Annotated in this window: 16 protein-coding genes, 2 tRNA genes and 2 pseudogenes; 12 read left to right on the forward strand and 8 right to left on the reverse strand. The window is 36.8% G+C overall.

The annotated features are described in order from the left end of the window. The first annotated feature begins 78 nt into the window (after window positions 1-78). The 3 genes from recA to QF044_RS14790 all read left to right on the forward strand — a co-directional run bounded on the left by recA (window position 79) and on the right by QF044_RS14790 (window position 4,044). Window positions 79-1,080, forward strand: coding sequence for a recombinase RecA (gene recA / locus QF044_RS14780; RefSeq protein ID WP_307268808.1), 1,002 nt, complete (start codon window positions 79-81; stop codon window positions 1,078-1,080). A 354-nt stretch (window positions 1,081-1,434) separates the two neighbouring features. Further along, window positions 1,435-3,327 carry a molecular chaperone HtpG gene (gene htpG / locus QF044_RS14785; protein ID WP_307268809.1) on the forward strand — a complete coding sequence of 631 codons (1,893 nt, stop codon included), beginning with the start codon at window positions 1,435-1,437 and terminating at the stop codon, window positions 3,325-3,327. Between the two features lie 336 nt (window positions 3,328-3,663). After that, a complete protein-coding gene (locus QF044_RS14790) occupies window positions 3,664-4,044 on the forward strand; it encodes a helix-turn-helix transcriptional regulator (RefSeq protein WP_307268813.1) in 381 nt (126 codons plus the stop codon). 108 nt (window positions 4,045-4,152) lie between these two features. On the opposite strand, the gene QF044_RS14795 is transcribed toward QF044_RS14790, so the two are convergent. After that, window positions 4,153-4,449 (reverse strand): MGMT family protein, encoded by a 297-nt coding sequence (locus tag QF044_RS14795; protein ID WP_307268815.1) that lies wholly within the window; start codon window positions 4,447-4,449, stop codon window positions 4,153-4,155. Window positions 4,450-4,555: 106 nt separating this feature from the next. On the opposite strand from QF044_RS14795, the gene QF044_RS14800 reads away from it, so the two are divergent. Then, entirely contained in the window at window positions 4,556-4,702 is a 147-nt protein-coding gene (locus QF044_RS14800; protein WP_307268818.1) for a hypothetical protein, read from the forward strand. Between the two features lie 201 nt (window positions 4,703-4,903). Here the strand turns inward: QF044_RS14800 and QF044_RS14805 are convergent, their stop codons facing one another. The 4 genes from QF044_RS14805 to QF044_RS14820 all read right to left on the reverse strand — a co-directional run bounded on the left by QF044_RS14805 (window position 4,904) and on the right by QF044_RS14820 (window position 8,253). Further along, on the reverse strand, window positions 4,904-5,878 hold the full coding sequence (locus QF044_RS14805; RefSeq protein WP_307268821.1) for a deoxyhypusine synthase family protein: 975 nt from the start codon (window positions 5,876-5,878) through the stop codon (window positions 4,904-4,906). A 183-nt stretch (window positions 5,879-6,061) separates the two neighbouring features. Next, window positions 6,062-6,442 (reverse strand): GreA/GreB family elongation factor, encoded by a 381-nt coding sequence (locus QF044_RS14810; protein ID WP_307268823.1) that lies wholly within the window; start codon window positions 6,440-6,442, stop codon window positions 6,062-6,064. Between the two features lie 346 nt (window positions 6,443-6,788). Then, on the reverse strand, window positions 6,789-7,181 hold the full coding sequence (gene arfB, locus QF044_RS14815) for an alternative ribosome rescue aminoacyl-tRNA hydrolase ArfB (protein WP_307268825.1): 393 nt from the start codon (window positions 7,179-7,181) through the stop codon (window positions 6,789-6,791). Window positions 7,182-7,218: 37 nt separating this feature from the next. After that, window positions 7,219-8,253, reverse strand: a complete 1,035-nt coding sequence (locus tag QF044_RS14820) for an AMP-binding protein (RefSeq protein ID WP_307268828.1) — start codon at window positions 8,251-8,253, stop codon at window positions 7,219-7,221. 99 nt (window positions 8,254-8,352) lie between these two features. Between QF044_RS14820 and QF044_RS14825 the strand changes: the two genes are divergently transcribed. From QF044_RS14825 to QF044_RS14835, 3 genes are all read left to right on the forward strand, one after another. Continuing rightward, a tRNA-Gln gene (locus tag QF044_RS14825) sits at window positions 8,353-8,423 on the forward strand. A gap of 142 nt (window positions 8,424-8,565) precedes the next feature. Beyond that, window positions 8,566-8,636, forward strand: a tRNA-Gln gene (locus QF044_RS14830). Between the two features lie 576 nt (window positions 8,637-9,212). Continuing rightward, window positions 9,213-10,355 (forward strand): T9SS type A sorting domain-containing protein, encoded by a 1,143-nt coding sequence (locus tag QF044_RS14835; RefSeq protein WP_307268831.1) that lies wholly within the window; start codon window positions 9,213-9,215, stop codon window positions 10,353-10,355. 257 nt (window positions 10,356-10,612) lie between these two features. Here QF044_RS14835 and QF044_RS14840 read toward each other — a convergent pair whose 3' ends face one another. Continuing rightward, window positions 10,613-12,040, reverse strand: a complete 1,428-nt coding sequence (locus QF044_RS14840; protein ID WP_307268834.1) for an amino acid permease — start codon at window positions 12,038-12,040, stop codon at window positions 10,613-10,615. A gap of 117 nt (window positions 12,041-12,157) precedes the next feature. Next, a complete protein-coding gene (locus QF044_RS14845) occupies window positions 12,158-12,451 on the reverse strand; it encodes a helix-turn-helix domain-containing protein (protein ID WP_307268836.1) in 294 nt (97 codons plus the stop codon). 185 nt (window positions 12,452-12,636) lie between these two features. On the opposite strand from QF044_RS14845, the gene ccoN reads away from it, so the two are divergent. The 5 genes and pseudogenes from ccoN to QF044_RS14870 all read left to right on the forward strand — a co-directional run bounded on the left by ccoN (window position 12,637) and on the right by QF044_RS14870 (window position 24,585). Then, on the forward strand, window positions 12,637-14,916 hold the full coding sequence (ccoN, locus tag QF044_RS14850) for a cytochrome-c oxidase, cbb3-type subunit I (RefSeq protein WP_307268838.1): 2,280 nt from the start codon (window positions 12,637-12,639) through the stop codon (window positions 14,914-14,916). A gap of 18 nt (window positions 14,917-14,934) precedes the next feature. Beyond that, window positions 14,935-15,822, forward strand: a complete 888-nt coding sequence (locus QF044_RS14855) for a cbb3-type cytochrome c oxidase N-terminal domain-containing protein (protein ID WP_307268840.1) — start codon at window positions 14,935-14,937, stop codon at window positions 15,820-15,822. A gap of 478 nt (window positions 15,823-16,300) precedes the next feature. Continuing rightward, window positions 16,301-21,331, forward strand: a complete 5,031-nt coding sequence (locus tag QF044_RS14860; protein ID WP_307268845.1) for a translocation/assembly module TamB domain-containing protein — start codon at window positions 16,301-16,303, stop codon at window positions 21,329-21,331. Continuing rightward, window positions 21,331-23,656: pseudogene (locus tag QF044_RS14865) on the forward strand (BamA/TamA family outer membrane protein). Before QF044_RS14860 ends, QF044_RS14865 begins: the two are co-directional and overlap by 1 nt. 1 nt (window position 23,657) lies before the next feature. Beyond that, window positions 23,658-24,585: pseudogene (locus QF044_RS14870) on the forward strand (YihY/virulence factor BrkB family protein). 86 nt (window positions 24,586-24,671) lie between these two features. Here the strand turns inward: QF044_RS14870 and argS are convergent. Continuing rightward, window positions 24,672-26,432, reverse strand: a complete 1,761-nt coding sequence (gene argS, locus QF044_RS14875; protein ID WP_307268850.1) for an arginine--tRNA ligase — start codon at window positions 26,430-26,432, stop codon at window positions 24,672-24,674. Window positions 26,433-26,484: the final 52 nt, after the last annotated feature.

Raw genomic sequence — 26,484 nt, forward strand, 5'->3', positions numbered from 1 at the left:
AAAAATAGTTTTCCACTCTAAATAATATTAGCTTTTGATGTTTAAATTATGTATTTTTGAGAAATTATTTTAATAGAGATGAGCAACATAGAAGATAAGAAAAAAGCACTGGCATTAGTGCTTGACAAGCTAGATAAAACATACGGAAAAGGAACAGTAATGACGTTGGGAGACAATTCTGTTGACAATACAATTGAAGTGATTCCTTCAGGGTCTTTAGGACTTGACATTGCGCTTGGCGTTGGCGGTTATCCACGAGGAAGAATCATTGAAATATACGGTCCTGAATCTTCTGGTAAAACTACACTTACCCTTCACGCAATTGCTGAAGCCCAAAAAGCAGGTGGTATTGCTGCTTTCATTGATGCTGAGCACGCCTTTGACAGAACTTATGCTGCAAAACTTGGAATTGATCTGGAAAACCTTATTATTTCCCAGCCGGACAATGGTGAGCAGGCTCTTGAAATTGCTGACAACCTGATCCGTTCAGGAGCAATTGATATCGTAGTAATTGACTCGGTAGCAGCTCTTACACCTAAAGCAGAGATTGAAGGCGAAATGGGAGATTCTAAAATGGGTCTTCATGCAAGATTGATGTCTCAGGCATTAAGAAAATTAACAGCTACGATCTCAAGAACAAAGTGTACCGTGATTTTCATCAACCAGTTGAGAGAAAAAATTGGTGTCATGTTTGGAAACCCTGAAACAACAACCGGTGGTAACGCCCTGAAATTCTATGCTTCCGTAAGATTGGATATCAGAAAAGCAAGCGCACCCATCAAAAACGGTGATGAAGCTATCGGGAGCCGTGTAAAAGTGAAGATTGTTAAAAACAAAGTAGCTCCACCATTCAAAATGGCAGAATTCGACATTATGTATGGCGAAGGAGTTTCTAAAGTAGGTGAAATCCTTGATACTGCAGTTGATAAGGGAATTGTAAAGAAAAGCGGTTCTTGGTTCAGTTATGAAGAGACTAAATTAGGTCAGGGACGTGATGCGGTGAAGGATGTTTTAAGAGATAATCCTGAACTTGCTGAAGAATTAGAAAACAAGATCAAAGACGAACTGAAAAACAAATAAGTTTTACAGATTTACATATAGAAGACAGCTTTAGGGCTGTCTTTTTCTTTTAACTCTTAACCACAGCTTACACTAATTTGTACAGATGCTATGGGTTTTATTTTTAAATAATTCATGAAGCCGTTGTGAAATTTGTTTTTTAAATTTTTAAGTTTTGGCTAAAGCCATTAAGAAATTCCTTATTTTTAAAGCGGGCTAAAGCCCGCTCCTATTGAATTTTATCAGCAAGATCTTTTTTCTTTTTTCTTTTTTCTTTTTTCTTTTTTCTTAAAACAATTTCTGTCATTCTGTCACATTCACCTTCATGGTATTTTTTTTGAACATCAATAGGAAATTATAAAAATCTAAAATATTATGACTAAAGGAAATATTAATGTATCTGTGGAAAACATTTTCCCGCTTATCAAAAAATTTCTTTACAGTGACCACGAAATATTCCTGAGAGAGCTAATCTCCAATGCAACGGATGCTACTTTAAAATTAAAGCACCTGACAAGCATCGGGGAATTAAAAGTGGACTACGGAAATCCAAAGATTGAAGTAAAAGTTGATAAAGAGCAGAAGACTTTACGCATTATCGACCAGGGAATAGGGATGACCGCCGAGGAGGTTGAGAAATACATCAATCAGGTGGCATTTTCCGGAGCTGAGGAGTTCCTGGAAAAATATAAAGACACGGCAAAAGATTCCGGAATTATTGGTCATTTTGGTCTTGGGTTCTATTCTGCATTTATGGTGGCAGAAAAAGTAGAGATCCTTACAAAATCCTACAAAGACGAATCTGCAGTAAGATGGATTTGTGATGGAAGCCCAGAATTTACTCTTGAAGAAACAACTGATAAAACGGATAGAGGAACAGAGATCATTCTTCACATCGCAGAAGATTCTACGGAATTTCTAGAAGAAGCTAAGATCCGTGAACTCCTTTCAAAATATAATAAATTTATGCCTGTTCCAATTAAATTCGGAACAAAAACTCATACACTTCCATTACCGGAAGACGCTGCTGAAGATACCGTTGCTGAAACGGAAGAAGTGGATAATATTATTAACAATCCAACACCGGCATGGACTATCGCACCAAGTGAACTGACTAGCGAGGATTATATGAAGTTCTACCACGAGCTGTATCCTATGCAGTTTGAGGAGCCTTTATTCAATATCCATCTGAATGTTGACTATCCTTTCAATCTTACCGGAATTTTATTTTTCCCAAAATTAAGCAACAATTTAAATATCGATAAGGATAAAATTCAGCTTTACCAAAATCAGGTATTTGTAACAGATGAGGTAAAGGGTATTGTTCCGGACTTTTTGATGCTTCTTAGAGGGGTAATCGATTCTCCGGATATTCCACTGAATGTTTCCCGTTCTTATCTTCAGGCAGACGGTGCGGTGAAGAAAATTTCATCCTACATTACTAAAAAGGTTGCAGATAAAATGTCTTCGCTGATCAACGAAAACCGTGAAGATTACGAGAAAAAGTGGAACGACATCAAAATTGTAATTGAATACGGAATTATCACAGAAGAGAAATTTGCTGAAAAGGCAGATAAATTCACGTTATATCCGACTACCGACGGTAAATATTTCCTTTGGAATGAACTGATCGAAAAGATCCAGCCATTACATACGGATAAAGACGGAAAAACGGTAATTCTTTATGCTACCAATGCAGATGAACAACATAGTTATATCCAGGCAGCAAATGACAAGGGTTATGACGTGCTTTTATTAGACTCTCCGGTTATTTCTCATGTGATCCAAAAACTGGAAACTACAAAAGATAAGATTTCATTTGCAAGAGTGGATGCAGACCATATCAACAACCTGATCAAAAAAGATGAACCGGTTATCTCAAAATTAAATGAAACTGAAAAAGAATCTTTAAAAAAGAATGTGGAAGAGGCAGTAAAAGATGCTAAATTCACGGTACAACTTGAAGATCTGGACAGCAGCGATGCTCCATTCACCATCACTCAACCTGAGTTTATGAGAAGAATGAAGGAAATGCAGGCAACCGGCGGTGGCGGTATGTTCGGAATGGGCGGCTTCCCGGAGATGTATAATCTTGTAGTGAATTCCAACAGCGAACTTTCCAGTCAGATCTTAAAGACGGAAAATGCTGAGGAAAAGGAAACGCTGATTAAATATGCTTTGGACCTTGCAAAACTTTCTCAGAATCTGCTAAAAGGTAAAGACCTTACAGATTTTATCCAGAGAAGTTATAAGCAGCTGGAAAAATAATAACATCAAATAAATATAAAAGACTGTTCTACATAAGAACAGTCTTTTTTTATGTTTTAAAGCTTACAGAATAGCTTTAAATAGTAAGGCTGAATTAAGATTTTAATAATAAAATTCAATTTCGCTTTTCAACTAAGAGTGCTTCACTTTATTCATTATGAATGGATGTTGTTTCATTCATTTTTAAAAGAAAATTATCAACATATTGATTTAATTATTTTAATATGATCAAGTTTCTATGCATTTTCTGTTAAATCCTAAGAGCCTTGTCATATTTTTTCTGTTTTTTGTTGTACATTTTAAGGTTTTTCTCCATTTTTGTATAAAATGCCGAATATGCAAAAAGAAAAATTACGAGCAATCAGAAAACAAAAGGGTTATACCCAACAACAGATTGCTGATATTATCGCAACAGATGTATCTAACTATAGCAGAAAGGAAAGCGGTGATGTAAAGATCATCAGAGATGAATGGAATAAAATTGCCCGTTTTCTGGATGTTACTGTAGAGGATATTTATGAAGATGAAGAGGCTAAAGTGGTTGTTAATTATGATCATCCTGTGTTTAATGACAGCTCTTCCGGAAATGGAACCATGAATCAGTTTAATAATATTCCGGGATCTATCATTAAGAATTTACAGGATTATATCACCCTGCTGAAAGAGGAAAATGAAAGATTGAAAGAGGAATTAAAAAGTCCAAGAGCTAGAAAATAATAACTGCTATTTCATTACATAATAAAATGCCATATACATGAGTATAGTGGCATTTTTTTGTTGTAAAAATTTACGGTCAGTACTTTCCTGAACAGTAAATCTTTAGCATTAAATTTCCTCAAGTGGGTTCCAGAAGAGCTTTTTGAAATCTTTTATTCTAAAATTATCAACAGTAATTCCTTCTGCTTCCAGTCTTACCTGGAATTCAGGAACAGATAACGTCCCAGAACTGGAGATCACCCGGTGCGCAGGAACATCTGCCGGACAGCCTCCCATAGCCTTTCCTACATGCCGGGAATGGTTGGGATAACCCACTGCTTTAGCAATAGCTCCATAAGTAGAGACTCTTCCTTTTGGAATCAATCTTGTGATCTCGTAAATCTGCTGTTTGAAAATTTCATCCATACTAACTCACCTGTTTTTTAGACTGTTTACAATGTTATAAACAGATTTTGCATCATTTTTGAATTCTTAATGATTCGACGATGTCTGATTTTAAAATATTAAAGATATGAAAAAATCATTTTTCAAGCTGCTGAATGCAGTGAATAAAAAGATGCTTCCCAAACTGAGCAATAAGGATCCCAATCATCTGACGAAAATTGAAAAAGGAATTCTGGCCTACCGTTATTTTGTACTGGTAAATTCTATGGACTGATAGATAGCTAACTCCTATCTTAACTTTTAAAATGATTTTAATATTTATTTTGACCATTAAAGTTAATTAAGATTTAAGTGTATCTAAGTTTTAAATCTCTTTTGAAGTAAGATTTCTCCGCTTTGTTCGCAATAACAAGGTGGAAAATAAAAAACGCTTCAAAGTGAATTGAAGCGTTGATATTGTTATAAGAATTTATTCCTAAGAATTTTCTAAGATATAAGAGAACATCAATGGCGCACAGATGGTAGCATCACTTTCAACGATAAACTTCGGTGTTGTGATATCCAATTTACCCCAAGTAATTTTCTCATTTGGAACTGCCCCTGAATACGATCCATAAGAGGTTGTAGAATCTGAGATCTGGCAGAAATATGACCAGAAAGGAACGTCATGCATTTCCATATCCTGATAAAGCATCGGTACTACACAGATAGGGAAATCCCCTGCAATACCTCCACCTACCTGGAAGAAACCAACTCCTTTTCCATCTGAATTTTTAGTATACCAATCTGCAAGATACATCATATATTCAATTCCTGATTTCATAGTGGTTGCCGTAAGCTCACCTTTGATACAGTAAGAAGCGAAGATATTACCCATGGTAGAGTCTTCCCATCCCGGAACCACAATCGGAAGGTTCTTCTCGGCAGCAGCAATCATCCATGAGTTTTCTCTCGGAATTTCGTAATACTGTTCAAGAACTCCTGAAAGGATCATTTTATACATAAATTCATGCGGGAAATAACGCTCGCCTTTAGCTTCTGCATCTTTCCAGATATCTACGATATGCTTCTGAAGTCTTCTGAAAGCTTCTTCTTCAGGAATACATGTATCAGTCACTCTGTTTAATCCTCTTTCTAATAAAGCCCACTCGTCCTGAGCTGTCAAATCTCTGTAATGCGGAACTCTTTCGTAGTGAGAGTGTGCCACAAGATTCATCAGATCTTCTTCAAGGTTGGCTCCTGTACAAGAGATAAAATCAACTTTTCCCTGACGGATCATTTCTGCAAGGATCTTTCCCAATTCAGCAGTAGACATAGCACCTGCTAAAGTGATCATCATTTTTCCGCCATCTTTAAGATGTGCAACATAACCTTTAGATGCATCTACCAACGCAGCCGCATTGAAGTGCAGGTAATATTTCTCTATAAATTCAGAAATCGGTTTGTTCATTATTTTTAATTTTTGCAAAGATAAAACTTAAAAACGGAATGCAACATGAGTACTTCAAGAAACTCTTGCATGAGTATCTTTTTTTAACAAATGATAAAAAATCGCCCAGCTCATCAATGTTTTAACTAAAAAGTACAGCTCTAGGGCTGTACTTTCATCTAACAAATATAGATCACACAGGAATTACCCGTGACAAGATTCTACTTTTAAAATCTCAATTTTCCTTTCTCCATCTTTGAAAGGCCATTCGATGATATCTCCCACTCTATATCCGACAGTTGCCAAAGCAATATCTGATAATATGGAATGTTTATTTTTAGCAGGTTTAGCTTTTACAGAAGCAACAAAAATATATTCATGTTCAAAATTCTGAGTATGGTCTTTAATCGTTACTTTTCGGTCAACCGTTACTACATCAGCCGGCAGATTTCTTCTTAAAACCTGTTTGGCCTTTCTTAATTCTTCAGTCAGCCTTTTCTCCTCAGCCATACTTACTTTTTTCCTTCTGAGCGTATCTTTTATAGCATCATAAATTCCGGTGGTTACAATAATTTGATTGGACATTTTTAATTTTTTTTTAAAGTAATGAATACAGTTATTCTTCGTGATCCAATGCAGGATGACAAGCTTGCTCAGCCTATTTCCCATAGAAAACTGCAAAAAATAATATGTAAAAATTGTCGGAAATATTTCCCTGTCCTGGATCCTGACAGGGCTTAATTGATAAAGTCCTTAGAACTCTTCAGAAAAGAATCCGCATGTAAGTACAGCAGCGACAGCAAAAGGCCATTAGTGTGGCAGTCTGCAGATAAAGAAGTAAATGCTGTCATAGATTAGATATTAATAATAGCCTAAGATACTCAAAAATTCTAACATTGAAAAGAGTCTGCGTAACCCGCAACTTGAATCCTTAAAATTTAAACTTCCTATTATCTTTTTTCTCAGAAATTTTCTTTTTGGTATCCAAACGCTTTTGCTTCTGCCCTTTTGAAGGCTTGGTCGCTACTCTTTTCTTGGGAACAATTAAAGCTTTATTGACGAGTTCAGTAATTTTTTCAATCGCCTTATTTTTGTTCATAAGCTGGGTTCTGCTTTCGGAAACAGTAAGAAACATATATCCTTCAGCATTGATCCTGTTTTTTAATTTACTTTGGATAAGCTTTTTTTGGTAATCGTTAAAGAATTCGGATTCAGCGACAGGCCACAGAACAGTCACAGCAGTTTCCACTTTATTCACATTCTGTCCTCCTGCTCCGCTGCTGCGGGAAGTTTTAAAGCTGAGTTCTTTTGAGAAGTCTTTCATGATGGAAACGAATAGATTTATAAGTAAAGATAAAAGATTATAAGCTTTTGTCTAATATTCTTTGAAGTTCATTTCGGTTTACCTTACCGTTTGGGGTTCTTGGAATTTTTTCAATGAAAATAATATCTTTTGGTTTGTGTAATTTTTTTTCAAAAGGTATCTCCAAGATTTTCTTTACCAGTTCTGCAGACTTTTCACCTTCTATAATCAGAATAAGCTTTTGTCCTAAGCTTTCATCTTTAATTCCAACAAATACGGCTTCATTTGGAATTTCTTTTTTGACTAAAGCTTCGAGCGTTTCAGGAAATATTTTTGCCCCACCGGAATTAATGACATTATCTAAACGTCCCAGAAATTTAAATTGATTTTCATTTCTAATTTCAACTAAATCATTAGTCTGCAGTACCTCAGCATTTACATTGGGAGCAAATATTTTCAGACAGCCTCTGTCATCTGTACTAATCGTTACATTTTCAAATGCAGTGAAATAATCTTCCGGTTCCGGCATAATCTGTTTTAAAGCAATGTGGGAAAGTGTTTCAGACATCCCGTAGGTTTCAAAAATACGGTTTGAGGAATGAGATAGGCGCTTTATATTAAATATTTTAGATTTTAGATTTTCAGAAACAGCAGCTCCACCGATAATTAAATTTTTGATTAAATATAACTTATCCAGTGAGTTTTCTACCTGAAGCGGAGTCATTGCACAAAAATCAATTTCTTCATTTAAATCTTCAACTGGTTTTAAGGACGGTTCTGCAACAATCAGCTTCAACTTTCTTTGAATAGAACGGACAACCATCATTTTCCCCGAAATATATTCTACCGGAAGACACAGCAATGCTTTGTTCCCTTCTTTCAATCCTAAAAAATTGCAGGTCATTACCGCAGAATTGACCATTTTATTTTTTTCAATTTCAAAAACTTTTGGAACACCGGTGGAACCTGAAGTTTGTACTTTTACGGTATTTCCATCAGAAAACCATTCCTCTAAAAACTTTTTTGTTTTTTGTTCAAAATCTGTTTGAAAGGATAAATTATTAATATTGAGATTATTGAAGTCTATCACCATAATTGCAGCACATAAAAAGTAGTGTAAATTTAAAAAAAACTTTAAAAACTTCTTGTATCTAAAGAAAAAAGCTGTAAATTTGCCTCACTAAAATAAAACAGACCCATGGTGTAACGGTAGCACTCTGGTTTTTGGTACCATCAGTTGGGGTTCGAATCCCTGTGGGTCTACAAACCATCCTTTTTAAGGGTGGTTTTTTTATTTAAAATATCCTAGTGCAAACCGGCTTATTTTATAATTAAAAAAAACATTTTTTAGAATAGATTTTTGTCTGTAAAGAAAAATTTGTAAATTTGCTTCACTAAAATAAGCAGACCCATGGTGTAACGGTAGCACTCTGGTTTTTGGTACCATCAGTTGGGGTTCGAATCCCTGTGGGTCTACAAAAAGCCTTGAAAATCAATTGATTTTCAAGGCTTTTTAATTTTTCCAATTTCAAATTCATTTATGGTTTAAAATATTCTGATTTACGGCATTCTATTCATAGAAATAAGACCTTTTAAGTCTACATAAATTGTCAATATATAAGTCATCTGTTTTTCTTTTAATTCACAACTCTCCACTGTAACTATCTCAAACTGTGACCAAATAATAATAACAAGACTTTGTACTGTTTTATATATGGAACTATTTTTAATGATATTCAGAGTAAGTAAATATTGTTAAATTTTAGTCATTATGACTTAAAAGCTTAATGATCTAATATTACTGAAATGATCGTATTTGCCATTCATTTAACAAAAATTAATTTAATAAAAAACAACAAATACCGCCATTTTCCACATTAAATAATAAAATATACTCTGAAAATTTCAATTAATATTATATATTTACATAAAAATCACAAACAAAACAACAGATAAAATTATCGCATTTACATCAGCGTGAATTAAAATTAGCTGAAGGTAAAGTGATGTTATCATCCGTAAGATTAATACCAAAAACTTAAAAAAAATATTATGAGAAAAAAACTATTATTTTGCCTGTCATTACTGGCTGCCACATTGATAAACGCCCAAAATGACAATTGTTCAGGAGCAACATTACTAACCGTAGGTACCAATTTCGCTTCAGGAGCTATTACTTCTACCAATGTAGGAGCTACTACTGACGGCACACTACCTTCATGTAATTCAGACGGGGTGGAGAATGTTTGGTTTAGCGTAGTGGTTCCCGCCAGTGGAAACGTTACCATAGAATCCAGAGAAGCTTCAGGATCTTTATTTGATGATTCCGTCCTTACCGCTTATACCGGAACATGTGGATCTTTAACAGAGATTGACTGTAACGATGACGGTGGCGTAGGTTACTTTTCGCTTCTTTCACTCACCGGACAAACCCCAGGAACCACTCTTTATGTCAGTTTATGGAAATATAATTCTACTACAGATAATGGCGAATTTCAGATTTCAGCGTATGAATTATTACCACCTGCCAATGATGACTGTTTAGGAGCTATACCATTAACGGTAGGAACGAATTTCGATTCTGGAACGGTGACCTCCAATAATGCTGGAGCTACTACAGATGGGGCATTACCTTCATGTAATGCTGATGCTGTTGAGAATACCTGGTTTAGCGTAATAGTTCCACAGAACGGAAATCTTACCATAGAAACCAGAGAAGCTTCAGGGTCTCCATTTGGAGATTCATCCCTTAGCGTATATAGTGGAACCTGTGGATCTTTAACGGAAATTGGGTGCGATGATGACAGTGGTGACGGACTTTTCTCTTTGATATCATTAACCGGACAAACTCCAGGAACAACTCTTTACGTAAGTGTATGGAAATATGATTCCGGTGAAGGCAGTGGAGACTTCGAGATTTCAGCCTATAATGATACAGCACTGTCTACCCATGAAGTAGCCGACAACACAAAAAAGATCAGCGTATCTCCCAATCCATTCAGTGACCTTCTTACGATTTCTGATATAGCTGAAGTAAAATCAGTGAGTATTACAGACATTTCAGGAAGACTGGTTAGAACTATTGAAAAACCGTCTGCATCACTTTACCTGGGTGATTTAAAAGAAGGAGTTTATTTTATTTCGCTAAAGATGAATAACGGTAATATAAAAACTTTGAAAACCATAAAAAAATAATCAACCTTAACATCATAATAAAGCAGGCTGACCTTAAGGTCAGCCTGCTTTATTATTTATTCCCATTTAACAATTCTAAAATTAAAATTCAATGGATTTGCCGCAGGTATAATTTTTACATTCCTTTCATCTATGTTCATTCAATTCATTTGCTTAAATTGAAAAAAGACAGATAAAATCCACTATTAATGTCATGGAAAAACTAAATGAGTGCGGATATTGACTCCTATCCTTCTTCATTTAACGCTGATAATTTACTATTTGGTTTTGGGTTTATAAAGTTTAAACATGACAAACAGGAAAGCCAGCCATATCGGAATTAAAATTACCTGAATTTCCATTCCTGTGATACTCATCAATACTAAAATCGCAATTAAAAACAAGATACAGATATAGTTTGAAACAGGATAAAATATAGAAGGGAATAATGTTTTCACGCCTTCCCTATCTTTTTCTTTTCTGAATTTCAAATTCGTATAGCAGATCATCAGCCAGTTGATAATTAAAGTAGAAACCACTAAGGCCATTAAGTATTCAAATGCTTTTTCGGGAACTAATTTGTTAATAATGATACATATTCCGGCAAAACAGGAAGAGATCAAAATTGCGTTGGTAGGAACACTGTTCTTATTCAGCTTTTTTAAAAATTTCGGTGCATTTCCTTGTTGGGCCAATCCGAAAAGCATTCTGCTGTTACTATAAACACTGCTGTTGTACACTGATAAAGCTGCAGTTAAAACGATCAGATTAAGGATATTGGCAATTAAAACATTAAACTGGATCACTTTTCCGAATATATTGAATTCAAATCCATTTAAATTCTGAAAAACCATTACAAACGGACTTGTTCCTTCTGTAATTTCTCTCCACGGACTCAATGCAAATAAAATAACCAAAGCCCCTACATAGAAAATCAAAATCCTGTAAATCACCTGATTGGTTGCTTTAGGAATTGTCTTTTCAGGGTTTTTAGCTTCTGCAGCTGTAATCCCAATAAGTTCCAATCCTCCAAACGAAAACATGATCATTGCCATGGCTGCAAAGAGTCCGGAAAATCCACTTTCGCTTTTATTAAAAAATCCTTTGGGGAAAAATCCACCATCGTTCCAGAGATTTGAAATGCTGGCTTTATCTCCCCCGGTACCGCTCAAAAGAAGATAAATACCGAAAACAATCATCCCGATGATCGCTACCACTTTGATGATGGAAAACCAAAATTCAGTTTCTCCATATACTTTTACAGAGGCAAGATTTAGGGCCGTAATGACTACAAAAAAGAATAAACTGGAAACCCAGAGTGGAATTTCGGGCCACCAAAAGTGAATATAATGTCCAATAGCTGTCAATTCAGCCATGCTCACGAGAATATAGAGAATCCAGTAATTCCAGCCGGAAGCGAAACCTGGAAAATTGCCCCAATATTTGTAGGCAAAATGACTGAAACTTCCCGAAACAGGCTCCTGAACCACCATTTCACCAAGCTGCCGCATAATAAAAAATGCAATAATTCCCGCTAAAGCATATCCTAAAATAACGGATGGGCCTGCTAAAACTGCTGCGGGACCAATTCCCAGAAACAATCCTGTTCCTATGGCACCTCCGAGGGCAATTAATTGAATATGTCTGTTGGTTAATCCTCTTACCAGAGCTCCATCATTAGGCTCTGTCTTCTGTTCGCTGTTCATACAATCTATTATGCCCTAAATATATAAAACTTTAGAGAAATTTTCCTTCTATGAAGCTGCAAGAACATTCAATAAGTTCAGTTTTAAAGAATTAAAAAGTAAAAAAGCAATATTCCCTTATAGATATTCCTCGGGAATTGAAATATTATTCTTTTTCATATACTCCAAAAGTGATTGGTACCTGTCTTCGTCTCCTCCCATTCCACATTTGTGAGAAATACTGCAGATATCCGAAGGCTTAATTTCAAGAATATTTGAGATCTTGGTAAGTATTTCCAGATTGATCTTCACCTTAGAATTTTCAATGTCAGAATAGGCCTTTTGGGAAATACCCATCTCAAAAGCCATATACTCCTGCGTAAAGTCTTTGCTTCTACGGATTTTTCTGATATTTTGACCACATACTTTCATCGTTTTTGTTTTAGTAGTTTTCGGTATAGTTTAGAAGTATACCTATTAGACTTACACAAAGTTAATAAATACCTTTGGCAAAACATTATACACGTTACATGATATTTATTTTTTCAGGCAAATCAAAGGTCAATACCTCTGATTTCAGAAGATAAATATCAATTCGGTACAACACAATTGGAATTATGGAGACGCAAAAATTCAATTATGACAATAATATTGTCAGAGCATTCCTGTATGCTACTATTATTTTCGGACTCGTCGGCTTTCTTTTGGGACTTACGGCCGCACTTATGCTTTTCTACCCTGAATTACCTGAATTTTTATTCGGAACAGATGACACCACGATTCAGAGTTTGAGAAGTGGAAATATCCAGGGATTGATCAATACACAGGGTGCTATGGGATTCGGAAGAATCAGAATGCTTCATACCAGTGCCGTAATTTTTGCTTTTGTGTGTAATTCCTTTTTCTGCGGAGCTTATTACAGTATGCAGAGACTTTTAAAAACCAGAATGTACAGCGATACACTTTCGTGGATCCACTTCTGGACCTGGCAGCTGATGATTGTTGCTGTGGTTATAACATTCTTAATGGGAATCAATACCTCCAAAGAATATGCAGAGCATGAATGGCCGATTGATATTTTAATTACTTTTTCATGGGTTATTTTCGGAATCAATATGTTCGGAACCATTGCAAAAAGAAGGGTAAGACACCTTTATGTAGCCATCTGGTTCTATATCGCCACATGGATTGCTGTAGCTATGCTGCATATCTTTAATAATCTTGAAGTTCCCTTATCATTCACAAGCTGGAAATCCTATTCCGTATATGCCGGTGTAAAAGATGCACTTGTACAGTGGTGGTACGGTCACAATGCCGTAGCATTCGTACTGACCACTCCGGTACTAGGCCTGATGTATTATTTCATGCCGAAAGCGGCTCAGCGTCCTGTATTCTCCTATAAACTATCCATTATTCACTTTTGGTCGCTGATTTTCGTATACCTGTGGGCTGGTCCTCACCACCTTCAGTATACTGCGCTTCCGGCATGGGTTCAGGCTGTGTCTACAGGTTTTTCTATTATGCTTATTGCGCCTTCATGGGGAGGAATGCTGAACGGGCTTCTTACTTTAAGAGGAGCCTGGGACAAAGTAAGAGAAAATCCTATTCTAAAATTCTTTGTGGTAGCTATTACCTGTTACGGGATGGCCACTTTTGAAGGACCTTTACTGGCGACAAAATCTTTAAATAAAATCGGGCACTACACAGACTGGGTAATCGGGCACGTACACCTGGGTGCACTTGGATGGAATGGTTTTATGGCTTTCGGAGTCGTGTATTATCTTATTCCTGTCATGTGGAAAACTCCATTATGGTCTAAAAAATTAGCCAACTGGCACTTTTGGCTGGGGACTTTAGGAATTATCTTCTATGCAGTTCCGATGTATATCTCAGGATTTACTCAGGGATTGATGTGGAAACAGTTCAATCCGGACGGTACTTTAATGTATAAAAATTGGCTGGATACGGTGACTGCTATTATTCCTTACTTTAAAATGAGATTTTTAGGAGGTGTGCTTTATCTTACAGGAGCTGTCTTGATGGTGGTGAATGTTATTAAAACGGTAAGATCAGGCTCATTCCAGAAAAATGTTCCGGCTGAAGCTCCTGCATTAGCAGAAATCGGCAGCGGAAGAAAAGAAGGCGAAGGGGTGCACCTTTGGCTGGAAAGAACTCCTAAATTACTTTCTATCCTGGCTTTCATTACTGTAGCTATCGGTGGGCTGGTAGAAATTGTTCCTACATTATCCCTTAAGCAGAGTGTTCCGACAATCACAGCTGTAAAACCATATACACCGCTGGAGCTTGAAGGAAGAGATCTGTATGTACGTGAAGGTTGTAACTCCTGCCACTCTCAGATGATCAGACCTTTCCGGGATGAGATTGTAAGATTTGAAGGTAAAAACGGACAATACTCAAAAGCCGGAGAATTTATCTATGACCGACCATTTTTATGGGGATCAAAAAGAACGGGACCGGATCTTCACAGAGAAGGTGGCAGAAACCCGGATTCATGGCATTTTAAACATATGTACAACCCAAGAATTACGTCTGCAGGTTCTATTATGCCGCGTTTTCCATGGCTGATTACCAATAAGCTTGACCGTACTCAAATGGTTGACAAAATGAGACTGATGAAAAATACGTTCGATGTTCCTTATTCAAAAGCGGAAATAGATTCGGCCAACCAATGGGCGGACAATCAGTCTAAAGCTATCGTACAGAGAATTTATTCTGAAGCCGATGACGTGAAAAATCAGATGGAAAAGGAAAGAACAACGAAAGGAGGGGCTTATGTGCCGCTTGAACAGAGAGAAATCGTAGCAATGATTGCCTATCTTCAAAGATTAGGAACTGATATTAAAACGACACAGATCCAGACTGCAAGTACTGAATAACTATTAAACTGTATTGTAATGAAAAAGAGAACCCCAATTTCAATATATATCGCAACAACGATAGGTTTAACGATCATGGCGTTTGAAATGTTCGCCAGCCAATCAGATTATTTTTCTTCCCCGTTTTTCTGGGCTCTGATTGTAATTGCTGTTATTCTCCTGCTGATCATGAATTCTATCGGAGATCTGGTAGAGAATGAAAGCTTCAGTAGATTATCAGAAGAGGAAAAGAAGGAATATTTAGCTGAAAAATCTATTCCGTATTATCAGAAACTTTGGAATTCGGCTTTTAAAAAACAGTCTGCTACTGAAGAGAAAGATATTCTTATCGATCATGGTTTTGACGGAATTACGGAACTTGACAACTCACTTCCGAAATGGTGGATCGGTTTGTTTTGGTTCGGATGTATATTCTGCGCCGTGTATATGACAGCTTTTGCCTTCACAGATTATGCGCATCCCGAGGCAGAATTAAATCAGGAAACCACCACCATGCTGGCATCTATCGCTGAATATGAAAAAACTGCTCCTCAAATTGATCTTGAAACGGCAAAATACAGTGCCGACAATATTGCAGAAGGTCAGGAGCTCTTCAAAACCAATTGTGTAACCTGTCACGGAGACGGTGGGAAAGGAGGTATTGGCCCTAACCTTACCGATACACACTGGATTAATATCAAAGAAAAAAGCCTGTTCAAAAATGTTTTCTGGATGCTTGAGAACGGCTCACCAAACAATCCTACGATGCGACCATTTATCAAAGAAGGAACCATTACAGGAAGAGATGCTGAGAAGATTGCAGCATATATTTATCATATCAACCAGGAAACCTCTCCTATTACTCCTTCTCAGGGTGGTGCAGCACCGCAGGGAGAAGAAGTAAAATGGGAAAACGGAAACAATTAGTTTTAATAGTCAGGAAGTTTGAAGCTGGAAGAGGGAAGTTATTGAGGTCGAAAGGAAGACTTAGACAACCATTTATTATTTTTTTTAACCAAATCATTAAATTTTAAAACAACAATCAAAATGAGTGGACAATATGAACTTCCAGCCTCCCTCTTCCAGCTTCCTGCCCTTTAAGACTTAGATCAAATAACTTAACAAAAATTTATTATCTCCCTATATTCCTTGCCCCCTTTGAACTCTAACATTTGAATTCTTCATTTTTGCTAACCTTTTCAACATAAAAAAATGATACAGAGGGGGCTTTTTAAAGAAAAAAATCCTAACCTTGGCTGGTCTTCATCAACTAATTCACTTGACAACTACTAAACTAAATTCCATAATAAGACAGCCAAGGCAGGATTTTTGTATTGCCAATAGGATACCATAACAAAGAACTAATTAAATAGTATTCTTATCTTTGTTAGAAACCTGATCGCATTTGAAACTGAAAATCAACAAAAGAAAACTCCTGAAGCGTATTGCAATAACCTTTATTTCCATATTGGTTTTTCTTACCCTGCTAATCTTTAGCCTGAAGCTTCCTGCTGTTCAAAATTTTATCAAAGACAAACTGGTTGTTTATCTTGAGAAAAAAATCAAGACTAAAGTAAGCCTTGAAAGGGTTTATATAGGTTTCCCGAACAGCCTTGTAATGGAAAATCTTTACCTGAAGGGACAGGATGTAGATACCCTTCTGGCCGTCAAAAAATTGGATGTAGGCTTAAATATGCTGAAGCTGATCAACTCCACTGCCGACATTACTTCTGTAGATCTTGAAGGAGCCCGCGCCAATGTGGTACGGAAACCCAACGGGACATTCAACTTCGACTATATTATCAATGCTTTTGCAACCAGTGACAAGGAAGAAAGTTCATCCAAACCTTTCATTATTTCTCTGGATAAAATTAATTTAAAAGATATCGGAGTGAAGTTCAACGACCAGCAGTCAAGGAATGATATTCAACTCTATTTCAAATCATTTGATACAAGGGTTAAAACTTTTGACCTCAATAAAAATACTTATGCTGTTAATGATATCAACCTTGACGGACTTAAACTAAAATTAAAGCAGGATCTCCTTGAAGAGGTTTCTAAAAAAGTAGAAAAAAAGGTAGATTCCCTTAACAATAAAAAGCCGATGAATATTGGTCTTAGAGGAATCAAGCTGACCAACTTCGATATAGATTACGGTGATGATAATACCAAAACTTTTGCTAAAGTTTTGTTCAAAGAATTAAGCACAAAGGTGAATAAACTGGATCTTGAGAATAATTCTTACAATATTTCCAATGTATTTCTTTCGGGAGCAGATATTAATGCAAATCTTTATCTTCCGACTCAAAACGCCAACCCAAAAGACACCAAAGAAGCTGAAGTTTCCAAAGTTTCGGATAAAGACAAGGCGATGAAGGTGGTTCTCGGAAAACTGGTTCTGAACGATGTAAAAGCGGTCTACAACAACACTGCAATTGCTCCTACAAAACAGGGAATGGACTTCAATCATATGAATTTCTCCAAAATGAATGTGGAAGTCAGAAGCTTCAAAATGGAGAACAATACTTTTGCAGGAACCGTAAGTTCAGCTGAAGTTCAGGAAGGAAGAGGTCTGAATATCCAGAAATTCAACACAGATTTTGTCTATGCAGAAAAACAGGCTTACCTGAAAGACCTTTATTTACAGACTCCGAAAACACTGATTCGGGATGAAGTGATTTTAAATTATGATTCCCTTGATCAGCTGACTTCAAATCCCGGTGCTGTAAAAATATCAGCCAACATTAAAGATTCTAAAATAGGATTCGCCGATATTCTGAATATCGTTCCCACCTTACGAAATACAGTTCCATTCAATAAATATCCGAACGCAATATTGAATGTGAATGCCAACGTCCAGGGAATGGTAAACGATTTACTGATCAAAGATCTTAAAATTTCAGGTTTAGACCAGCTGAGAGTGGCTGCGTCAGGAAGAATTAAAAATGCGATGAAGCCTGAGAATTTGTATTATGATCTCAGGATTGGAGAATTTTCAGCTGAAGCTAAGACCGTTTTTAACCTTGTTCCGAAAAATACAATTCCTTCCAATATTGCTCTGCCTTCCCATTTCAGCATCAAAGGAAATGCAAAAGGAACCACTAAAGTAGTAAAGGCAGATATGAATCTCTACTCTACGCTTGGAAATGCTGCCATTGTGGCCAATGTGGATATGAGCAGAAAAAATCGTGAGCTTTATGATGTAAAAGCCAACCTACAGGCCATACAGGTCGGAAAGATCATTAAAAATAAAGATATAGGAGCTGTCACGGCACAGATTTCTGCAAAAGGAGAAAGCTTTGATTTTAAAAACGCAAAAGCAGACCTTAAAGGACATGTTGCTTCGGCTGTTTATAAAGGATACCGCTACCAGAATATGGATCTTACAGGAAAGATCAATAAAGGAGTTTACCATATTGTTTTAAATTCAAAAGATCCGAATGCTAATCTGAATTTAATAGCTTCCGGAGTTTACGATGAAAAAAATCCTACGGTAAAAATTAACGGTGAAGTGATCAAGCTTGATGTAAATAAGCTTGGGTTCTATGAGAAACCAGTGATTATAGCAGGAAAGATCGACGGAAATTTCTCAAGCCTTGATCAGGATGCTTTGAACGGTTACTTAAATCTGAAAGATTTTGCATTTTCTGATACAAAAGAAGTTTATCCTGTTCAGGAAATCAATCTTAAAGCAGCTTCTACACAGGATTCTACCCAAATTATTTTCAATTCTCAGATTGCTGATGTTTCTCTAAAAGGAAAATATAAACTGACACAAATCTTTGGAGCATTAACGCAAACAATCAATCAGTATTATCAGTTCCAGAAGCCGGCCAAAGGCCAGAAAATTGATCCGGGCCAGTATTTCACTTTCAATGCCAAGATCAAAAATGATGATCTGATCAGAAAATTTGTTCCGGATCTGAAAAGTTTTGAAACCATCAATTTAGCAGGAAATTATGATGCAGATTCTCAGAAAATTGAGATTGACGGCCAGATTCCACAGTTATTGTACGGTGAAAATTCATTGGAAAATGTTGCTTTAAAAGTGACCAATGAAAACCAGGCACTGCAGTACGGTCTTAGTGTAGCTGCCTTAAAAAGCTCCAGCTTTACATTGAAAAAAGTAGATGTAAGCGGCGACGTTGCCAATAATACGATCAATTATAATATTACCACGAAAGACGACAAAGATGCTACGCAGTTCCTCATTGCCGGAAATGCCAAATCTTTAAATGATATAACAGAAATATCGCTGAACCCGAACGGCTTAAAACTTAACTATTCGGACTGGAATGTTGCTGAAAACAATAAGATCCAGATCAGCAGCAAAGGAATTCTGGCAGATAATTTCGTGCTTTCTAATGGAGGAAGTCAAATTTCCATTCAGTCTGAAACTCAAAATCCGAGCAGTCCTCTGAATGTTGCGCTAAAAGATTTTAAAATTGAAACCATTACAGAACTTATCAAGAAGGATACAGTTCTGGCAAGAGGAACCATCAACGGAACGGCACAACTCCGGGATGTGACGAAAAATATGACCTTCACTTCTGACCTGAACGTCTCTGACCTGATTGTGTATGGAAACGCTGTAGGAAACCTTGCCGTAAAAGTGAATAATACTTCACCTAATAATTTAAATGCTGATATAGCTCTTTCCGGTAATGATAATGATGTGAAAATCCTTGGGAATTACAATACTTCTGCAAGCACATTTGATCTGAATATGGCGATCAACAAGCTTCAGATGAAGAGTGTCCAGGGCTTTTCCATGAATGCGATAACAAATACGGAAGGCTATATTTCAGGAAATTTAAAGATCACAGGAACTACCGATAAACCTAATATTTTAGGTAAAGTAAAATTCAATGATGCAGGACTGGAAATTGCAAAAACAGGCAGCGATTTCAGAAAGCTTAATGATGAGATTGATTTTACAAGCCGTGGTATAGAATTTAATAAGTTTAAAATCAATGATAAAGACGGAAATTCACTTGTTGTAAACGGACAGGTTCTTACACAGACGTACAGGGATTTCGCCTTCAATCTTGATGTGAATGCCAAAGATTTCAAAGTTGTGAATTCCGAGAAATCCAATGATGCCATGATGTATGGAACCCTGGCTATTGATGCAGGACTTCATATCCGTGGAAACTTAGATTTGCCGAAGGTTGACGGAAGACTGGCGGTTTCTGATGATACGGATTTCACTTTTGTCCTTCCACAGTCCAGCCCTTCTCTACAGGAACGGGAGGGGATTGTAGAGTTTATCGATCAGGACCAGGTTGTCTTAAATAAAACGATCAAGACTGATTCTCTGAAAGCACAAAGCAATTTCAAAGGAATGGATGTGAGTGTGAACATTGAAGTAAGCAAAGAAGCAAAAATGTCTATCGTTATTGATAAAGCCAACGGGGATTTTGTGAAACTTCAGGGTGAGGCTGAACTTACCGGAGGAATTGATCCTTCAGGAAAAATGACCCTTGTAGGAGTGTATGAAGTGGAAAAAGGTTCTTATGAACTTTCTGTAAGCCTTCTGAAACGTAAATTTGATATCCAGAAAGGAAGCACCATTACCTGGACAGGAGAACCAACGGCTGCCATCATGGATATTACGGCTGTCTATAAAACAGAAGCCCCTCCTATTGACCTTGTCGAGCAGCAGATAAGTGGTGAAGCTGCTTCTATACTGAATCAGTTTAAACAGAGAATCCCTTTCAATACTTTATTGAAAATGAAAGGTGAACTTCTGAAACCACAGATCAGTTTTGATATTACTACAGACGAAAAGAATAATTCTGTTTCATCAACGGTCACTGATATTGTAGATCAAAAACTTACACAGCTCAGAACGCAGGAATCTGAAATGAATAAACAGGTTTTTGCCCTCCTTTTACTTAACCGTTTCATTGGGGAAAATCCTTTTGAATCCGGTGCGGGAATGTCGGCTGAAATGATGGCCAGACAGAGTGTTAGTAAAATTCTCTCACAGCAGCTGAACAATCTTGCTTCCGGTCTGATTAAGGGAGTTGATATAGATCTTGGTCTTGATTCTTCTGAAGATTATTCCAGTGGAGAAAAAAATACCAGAACTGACCTGAATGTCGGTGTCAGCAAAAAATTACTGAATGACCGTCTGAAAGTTTCAGTAGGAAGTAATTTTGCTTTGGAAGGAGAAGCCCGCCAAAACGAAAATACAACGAATATTGCAGGAAATGTAACGATAGATTACAGCCTTTCAAAAGACGGAAGGTATATGCTCCGGGCCTATCGTAAGGATGAATACCAGGTAGCGCTTCAAGGGCAGATTATTGAAACGGGATTAGGGTTTATTATTACGCTGGACTATGATAAGTTCCGTGAGATTTTCCAAAAAGTAAAGAAAAACAGAAGTAAAAGAGAAAACAAGAATAACCAAGTGGTAGAATTTAAATAATGAAAAATAAATTTAATATATATTATAAATATTTGTTCGCTTCAGGATTTGCCGCGGTTAGTCTCTCATGCAGCAATACCAAATTCCTGAAGGAAGGTCAGATGCTATACACGGGAGCTGAAGTGAAAATTGAAAATGACAGTCTTTCAAAAAGCGAAAAGAAAGAACTTAAATCAGCACTAGAGGACAATTTAGTTCCCAAACCCAATTCTACCCTATTGGGTCTCCGCCCGAAATTATATTTCTATAACATTGCTAAAGAACCGAAAAAAGATAAGGGCTTTAATTACTGGCTGAAATACAAGGTAGGTGAAAAACCTGTTTTACTAGGTGATGTAGACCGTGAATTCAACAGGAAGATCATTGAAAATTATTCTGAAAACAAAGGGTATTTTAATGCAAAAGCGACGTATGATACGGTTTCTAAAAATAAAAAAGCACAGGTAATTTATACTCTAAGACCTGGCGGAAGATATATCGTAAGCGATGTGAAGTTTCAAAAAGATTCCACACTCGTCAATAGTGAGATTCAGAATTTAACGAACAAAACATTACTTAAATCTGGAAAACCTTTTGATCTGGACGTTATCAAGAATGAAAGAGAACGTATTGATAATGGTTTAAAAGAAAGAGGATTCTACTATTTCAGTCCTGACAATATTATTGTTCAGGCAGACAGTACGGTGAGCAAAAATCACAAGGTTGAGCTTAACGTAAAATTAAAAGAAGATACGCCTGACCTGGCAACGGAACAGTTCAGCATTGACAAGGTAATTGTTTTCCCGAATTATAACATTCAGGATGTAAAAAGAGGGAAATACAGCGTTCCCATGAATTCGGATTCTTTATCTAAATATGCTTATGAGGATATTTATGTCATTGATCCCCAACATAAATTCAAACCGAAAATCTTCGACCGGGCTTTATATTTTAAGAAAGGAGATCTTTATAACCGCACCAATCATAACCTTACCCTGAACCGGTTGATCAGTTTGGGTGTTTTCAAATTTGTAAAGAATGAGTTTATTGTTTCCGATTCATTAAAGCATCAGTTTGATGCCTATTATTTACTGACCCCAAGACAGATTCAGTCGCTTAGGCTGGAAGCTTTGGGACGAACCAATTCTGCCAATTATGCCGGTAGCGAATTGAATTTAAACTGGACACACCGAAATTTTTTCAGAGGGGCAGAACAGTTTAAAGCATCTGTTTACGGAGCCTTTGATTTTCAGATGGGAGGCCAGGAAAATGCTAAAAATTTATTTCGTGCAGGAACGAATGTCCAGCTTTCCATTCCAAGAATTGTAGCCCCTTTCCGTTTCAATTCTTCGAGTGCTTTTGTTCCGAGAACGAATATTACTTTAGGATATGAATTTCAAAACCGCACCCAATTTTATACGCTTAATAATTTTACGGCTTCATTTGGGTATGTGTGGAAAGAAAATGCAAAAAAAGAACATGATCTGAAGGTGATTGACATTACCCTCGTTTCTCCTGCCAAGGTAACGGACGAGTTTCGTGCGCAAGCTACCACTCCTGCTGCAAGAAGAGTTGTTGAAAAGCAGCTTATTTTCGGACCAACTTACTCGTATACCTATACCAATACGATGCTTCCTATAACGAATACGATCTATTATAAGGGAACTTTGGATCTGGCAGGAAATATTACCGGTCTGGTAACGGGTGCGAATGTGAAAAACGATAAGGAGAAAAAAATATTCGGGGTTCCGTTCAGTCAATATGCAAAAATGGAACATGATTTCAGGTTCTATCATAAATTTACAGAGAAAAGTTCTTTAGCCACCCGGTTTATCGGAGGAATTGCCTATCCGTATGGAAATTCAGAATTCATTCCTTTCTCTAAACAATTTTTTGCAGGAGGAAGTAACAGTATCCGTGCTTTCCGTGCAAGAACTTTAGGTCCGGGAAGCTTTGATCCAAGAACTGTTGAACCCAATATTATAATAGATCAGGCGGGAGATATCAAGCTGGAACTCAATGCGGAATACCGTGCCAATATTTATAAATTTTTAAATGTAGCAGCCTTTGTTGATGCCGGAAACGTATGGCTGATAAATGATGATAAAGACAGACTGGGTGCAAAATTTTCAAAAGAATTTTTGAGCGAAGTTGCCGTTGGAGCCGGAGTTGGTCTAAGACTTGATTTCTCTATCTTAATTTTAAGACTGGATCTTGCCATGCCATTGAGGGTTCCTTATTATGAAAAAGGTGACCGTTGGGCATTTGATAAGATCAATTTCGGAGATTCAAACTGGGAGAAAAGATAATTTAGTTTTAAACATAGCCATCGGATATCCTTTCTAATATGATTAATAATATCAAATTTTTCTGGGAGGTTCTTAAAGAAACCTTCGCTGAGTGGAACAGTTCTACCGCATCAAAAGATTCGGCCAGCCTTGCCTATTATGCGATTTTTTCTATTCCGGGATTATTGATTATTATTATCTGGATCGCAGGAAATTTCTTCGGTGAGGAAGCGATCCGGGGGGAGATCAGTAACCAGATCAGCGGATTGATGGGAGCTGATGTCGCTAAAAGTATTGAAGGAATGATTGCCGGTGCTCTTATTGACAAACAGAATATCTTTATGAAAATAGTGGGTATCGGATCTTTAGTTTTCGGTTCCACGACTCTTTTTTTTCAGCTGCAGCATACTTTAAATACCCTTTGGGATGTAGAAGCTGCACCTAAAAAAGCGTTTGTGAAATTTCTTTTAGACCGTGCCAATTCTTTAGGAATGATTCTTATTCTAGGTTTTTTTACTGATGATTACCATGATCTTATCTTCGATGATAAGTCTCTTTAACAACTGGATCACCAATTATTTTGGCCTTGAAACCTATATGCTGGTGGAGTTTGTAAATTTCGGGATTGGTTTTGTGCTGGTCATGCTATTATTTGCGTTGATGTTCAAGGTGCTCCCTGATGTACATATCAGCTGGAAACCCGTATGGAAAGGGGCCTTACTGACCACCATTTTATTTACACTGGGTAAATTTTTACTAAGCTTATATTTTGGTAATTTCAAACCTACTTCTGCGTTTGGTACCGCAGGAACTGTGATTTTAATTATGATGTGGATCAATTATTCCTGTATGCTTGTCTTTTTCGGAGCAGAGTTTACAAAAGTCTATAATTACAAAAAGGGATATAAGATTATTCTTTCTAAACATGCGAAATGGAGTGCTGCAAAGCTATATAAGGAAAGCCAGGAGATCACCGAGGGTAAATAAGCTGACAGTTGACATTTAACAACTTAATTATTACTATTTTTAACAGCATAAAAAAGCCTCCCAGTATTTTTAGGAGGCCTTATTTTTTACATTCTGTTTACCGTTTTTATACCCAGTAACGCTAAGGATTTTTTAATCGTCTTGGCGGTCAGGTCTGATAGGTTTAGACGGAACTGTTTCAAATTCTCATCTTCCAGTTTTAGGATGATATTACTTTGGTAGAATGAATTATAAGATTTAGCTAAATCATACACATAATTGGCTACTAAAGCCGGACTCAATACTTCCGCTGCTCTTTCTACAATTGTTTTATAGTTGGCCAGCAACATAATCAATTCCTTTTCAAATGCATTCAAATCAACCTCTGAAATTTCTTTATACTGATAATCTGCTTTTGCCAGTAAAGACTGCGTACGTGCATAGGTATACTGAATGAATGGGCCTGTATTACCATTAAATTCAATACTTTCTGCCGGGTTAAAGAGCATTTTCTTTTTTGGATCTACTTTCAGCATGAAATATTTTAATGCTCCCATACCAATAATTTCGTAAGAAGCTACTTTTGCATCTTCCGAAAGACCTTCAAGCTTACCTTGTTCTATAGCTTTTAACTTTGCTGTTTCGTGCATCTCTGCCATAAGATCATCAGCATCTACAACAGTTCCTTCACGTGATTTCATTTTGCCTTCAGGAAGTTCTACCATTCCGTAAGAAAGATGGAATAACTGATCTGCCCAAGAATATCCCAGCTTCTTCATGATTTTGAATAAAACCTGGAAATGATAATCCTGCTCGTTTCCAACTGTATAAATCAATTTCTGAATATCATTTTGCTTAAAGCGTTCAACGGCCGTTCCAAGATCCTGAGTCATATAAACCGAAGTTCCGTCTGAACGGAGCAGCAGCTTCTGATCAAGACCTTCATCGGTAAGGTCGCACCATACGGAGCCGTCTTCTTTCTGATAAAGAATGCCTTTCTCCAATCCTTCCTGGATTAGATCTTTTCCTAAAATATAAGTATTGCTCTCATACTGAACCTGGTCAAAATCTACTCCAAGTCTCTGATACGTTTCGTTAAATCCTTTATAAACCCAGGAATTCATTTCTTTCCACAGATCTCTTACTCTCTCATCTCCGTTTTCCCAGTCGATAAGCATTTTCTGCGCTTCTTTGATCAGGGGAGCCTCTTTTTTAGCCTGCTCTTCTTCTATTCCCTGTCCTACAAGTTCAGCAATTTCTTTTTTATAGTTCTTGTCAAATTCTACATAATAGTTCCCTACAAACTTATCTCCTTTTGTGTCGGTAGTTTCCGCAGTCTCTCCATGCCCAAATTTCTCCCAAGCCAGCATTGATTTACAGATATGAATTCCTCTGTCATTAATGATCTGAGATTTGATCACCTCATATCCTACTTCTTTAAGAATCTGCGCAACAGAAAAGCCCAATAAATTATTTCTGACATGCCCCAGGTGTAGTGGTTTGTTGGTATTTGGGGAAGAATATTCAACCATCACCGTTGAATTTTTCTTTTCTATGACATCAAAGCCGGTGCTCACAGATGTGAAGTTATCCACAAAGAGCTGGTTCTTTACTTTAACATTAAGGAACCCTTTTACCACATTAAAGCTTTCAAACATATCTGACTGTTCCGTCAAAGCTTCACCCAATTCAACGCCAATACGTTCCGGATTTTTTTTCAGCTGTTTTACCAATGGAAATGTTACAATAGTAAAATCACCTTCAAATTCCGTCTTATTTTCCTGAATCTCCAGATTGATTTCTTTTAACTGATATACATTTAAAATAACCTCGGAAAGTTTCTTTTCTATAATATCTTTAATATTCATGTGTATATATTACTTTTTAAAGGCCAAGTGGAATGGCCTGCTTTATATCAAA

Source organism: Chryseobacterium sp. W4I1 (genome assembly GCF_030816115.1).
Lineage (GTDB): Bacteria > Bacteroidota > Bacteroidia > Flavobacteriales > Weeksellaceae > Chryseobacterium.

What these genes read in the sequence shown, in the direction of transcription:
- recA (WP_307268808.1), top strand. Translation starts at nt 79, where the DNA reads ATGAGCAACATAGAAGATAAGAAAAAAGCACTGGCATTAGTGCTTGAC.
- QF044_RS14790 (WP_307268813.1), top strand. Translation starts at nt 3,664, where the DNA reads ATGCAAAAAGAAAAATTACGAGCAATCAGAAAACAAAAGGGTTATACC.
- htpG (WP_307268809.1), top strand. Translation starts at nt 1,435, where the DNA reads ATGACTAAAGGAAATATTAATGTATCTGTGGAAAACATTTTCCCGCTT.
- QF044_RS14805 (WP_307268821.1), bottom strand. Translation starts at nt 5,878, where the DNA reads ATGAACAAACCGATTTCTGAATTTATAGAGAAATATTACCTGCACTTC.
- QF044_RS14800 (WP_307268818.1), top strand. Translation starts at nt 4,556, where the DNA reads ATGAAAAAATCATTTTTCAAGCTGCTGAATGCAGTGAATAAAAAGATG.
- QF044_RS14840 (WP_307268834.1), bottom strand. Translation starts at nt 12,040, where the DNA reads ATGAACAGCGAACAGAAGACAGAGCCTAATGATGGAGCTCTGGTAAGA.
- QF044_RS14820 (WP_307268828.1), bottom strand. Translation starts at nt 8,253, where the DNA reads ATGGTGATAGACTTCAATAATCTCAATATTAATAATTTATCCTTTCAA.
- ccoN (WP_307268838.1), top strand. Translation starts at nt 12,637, where the DNA reads ATGGAGACGCAAAAATTCAATTATGACAATAATATTGTCAGAGCATTC.
- QF044_RS14795 (WP_307268815.1), bottom strand. Translation starts at nt 4,449, where the DNA reads ATGGATGAAATTTTCAAACAGCAGATTTACGAGATCACAAGATTGATT.
- argS (WP_307268850.1), bottom strand. Translation starts at nt 26,432, where the DNA reads ATGAATATTAAAGATATTATAGAAAAGAAACTTTCCGAGGTTATTTTA.
- QF044_RS14855 (WP_307268840.1), top strand. Translation starts at nt 14,935, where the DNA reads ATGAAAAAGAGAACCCCAATTTCAATATATATCGCAACAACGATAGGT.
- QF044_RS14845 (WP_307268836.1), bottom strand. Translation starts at nt 12,451, where the DNA reads ATGAAAGTATGTGGTCAAAATATCAGAAAAATCCGTAGAAGCAAAGAC.
- arfB (WP_307268825.1), bottom strand. Translation starts at nt 7,181, where the DNA reads ATGAAAGACTTCTCAAAAGAACTCAGCTTTAAAACTTCCCGCAGCAGC.
- QF044_RS14835 (WP_307268831.1), top strand. Translation starts at nt 9,213, where the DNA reads ATGAGAAAAAAACTATTATTTTGCCTGTCATTACTGGCTGCCACATTG.
- QF044_RS14810 (WP_307268823.1), bottom strand. Translation starts at nt 6,442, where the DNA reads ATGTCCAATCAAATTATTGTAACCACCGGAATTTATGATGCTATAAAA.